The organism is Desulfovibrio sp. 1188_IL3213, assembly GCF_036763145.1.
Classification (GTDB): Bacteria; Desulfobacterota; Desulfovibrionia; order Desulfovibrionales; family Desulfovibrionaceae; genus Desulfovibrio.
Map to the genome: position 1 here is coordinate 1 of NZ_JBAIYR010000395.1, position 2,063 is coordinate 2,063.

The window sequence follows — 2,063 nt, forward strand, 5'->3', positions numbered from 1 at the left end:
GCTCGCGTGCTCCCGCGGCCTGCGCCCAGGGTGCGCGCATCCATTCTCAGCGGCTGCCGCCGTCTTGTTCTGCGGCTCTGCCGTACAAAGGCCACTGCTATTTCCGAGGGGGAAAACGAGCATGAAAAAACTTCTTGTCTGCGCCCTGCTGGCCGCCGTCATGGCCGCCGTGCCCGCTTTTGCCAAAAAAAGCTATGTGAACGGCATTGACCCCAACTATCCGCCTTTCGCCTATATGGACGAAAAAACCGGCCAGCCCGCCGGCTTTGACGTGGATTCTCTCAACTGGATAGCCAAGACCATGGGCTTTGAGATCACGCACAAACCCATGGCCTGGGACGGCATCATTCCCGCCCTTGTCGCCAAGCAGATAGACATGGTGGACTCCGGCATGAGCATCACGCCCGAGCGCGCCAGAGTCGTGGATTTTTCCGAACCGTACTGGACGGTTTCGCGCGTGTTTGTCGTACCCGCCGACTCCACGCTGACCCCGCAGGACGTGCTGACCAAAAAGGTCAAGCTCGGCGTGCAGCGCGGCACGTCTGAAGCCAATGCCATCAAGCAGGAACAGCAGGAAAAGGGCTATCCTTTTGAACTGCGCTTCTACGAGTCCGCCCCCCTGGCTGTGGAAGACCTGCTCAACGGCCGCATTGAAGTGGCCCTTATGGACGAACTGCCCGCCGATGACGCCATTGCCAAGGGCCGCGCCGTTAAAAAGGCCGGAACCCACGGCGAGCCGGACAAGTTCGGCGTAGCCATGCGCAAGGGCGACAAAGACCTGCACAAGCTCATCAATGAGGGCTACAAAAAGCTCATGGCCGATCCGTACTGGCAGGAACTGCAGAAAAAGTATCTGAACAAGTAAGCAACGCGAAAGCGCTGAACGGCAGGCGCGGATCGCCGGTTATTCCGGCGGTCCGCGCTGTTATGCCCAACCTACGGCAAAATCCCTCATATGGACTCACTTTCAGTAGTTTACCACGCCCTGCCGTCCATGCTGACCGGCTGCATAGTCACGGTGGGCAACGTGACCGTATCTCTTGCCATGGGGCTTGTGCTCGGCGTTCCTATGGCCGTGGCCCAGGTTTACGGCGGCCCCTGGCTGCGCCGCATGGTGGCGCTGTATGTGTGGTTTTTCCGTGGCGTACCCATTCTTGTGCTGCTTTTTCTGTGTTACGGGCTTTTCATCAGCCTCGGCCTGCCGGCAGACCCGTTTCTCATATGCTGCCTGGTGCTTGGCTGCACCAGCACGGCCTACCAGTCGCAAATATTTCGGGGAGCTATCGAAAGCCTGCCGCAGGGACAGCTTAACGCGGCGCGCGCCCTGGGCATGGGCGAAAGCACCGGCATTTGCAGCATCATACTGCCCCAGGCCATGCGCCTGTCCATTCCCGGCTGGGCCAACGAATTTTCCATTCTGCTCAAAGACTCGGCCATCTGCTATGTTCTCGGCACACAGGATATCATGGCAAGAACGTCTTTTGTGGCCGCGCGCACGCACGAACATCTGGCCCTTTACGCGGCGGCGGGCTGCATTTATTTTCTGCTGACACTGGCGGTGCTGAAGCTTCTGCGTCGCCTGGAAAAAAGAGTTCATGTGCCGGGATATTCCACGGGCATGGGCATGGAAGGCACGGGTGCGGGATAAGCCATGAATGTGGACGAACAAGCGATTCTGCGGGTTGAGGGCATCTCAAAGATGCTGGGCGGCAAGCCCATTCTGGACAATTGCAGCCTCTCGGTGCGCCGGGGCGAGCTCAAGGTGCTCATCGGGCCTTCAGGCGCGGGAAAAAGCACCCTGCTGCAAAGCATCAACTGCCTTATCCCCCCGGACAAGGGCGAGATCTACCTTGAAGGGCAGCGGCTCGACCGCGCAAGCAAGTCCGCCCTGTGCGCCTTCCGCGCTCAAGTGGGCATGATTTTTCAGGATTTCAACCTGTTTGACCATCTTACGGCCGAAGAAAACGTGGCAATCGCCCTGCGCAAGGTGCGCGGCATGAACCACAAAGACGCCAAGGCCCGCGCCCATGAAGAACTGGCGCGCGTTGGCCTGGCCCGCCGCG

3 protein-coding genes are annotated in these 2,063 nt (G+C 59.5%); all 3 read left to right on the plus strand.

Going from position 1 to position 2,063, the window contains the following annotated elements; translation table 11 throughout:
• The first annotated feature begins 121 nt into the window (after nucleotides 1–121).
• Entirely contained in the window at nucleotides 122–865 is a 744-nt protein-coding gene (locus V6C16_RS11830; RefSeq protein ID WP_333535611.1) for an ABC transporter substrate-binding protein, read from the plus strand.
• Between the two features lie 90 nt (nucleotides 866–955).
• Nucleotides 956–1,648, plus strand: a complete 693-nt coding sequence (locus V6C16_RS11835) for an amino acid ABC transporter permease (RefSeq protein ID WP_333535613.1) — start codon at nucleotides 956–958, stop codon at nucleotides 1,646–1,648.
• A 3-nt stretch (nucleotides 1,649–1,651) separates the two neighbouring features.
• A partial coding sequence (locus V6C16_RS11840; protein WP_333535615.1) for an ATP-binding cassette domain-containing protein occupies nucleotides 1,652–2,063 on the plus strand: 412 nt, incomplete at its 3' end.

Bases quoted from the DNA above. Each gene is read 5' to 3' on its own strand.
- V6C16_RS11835 (WP_333535613.1), top strand. From the start codon at position 956: ATGGACTCACTTTCAGTAGTTTACCACGCCCTGCCGTCCATGCTGACC.
- V6C16_RS11830 (WP_333535611.1), top strand. From the start codon at position 122: ATGAAAAAACTTCTTGTCTGCGCCCTGCTGGCCGCCGTCATGGCCGCC.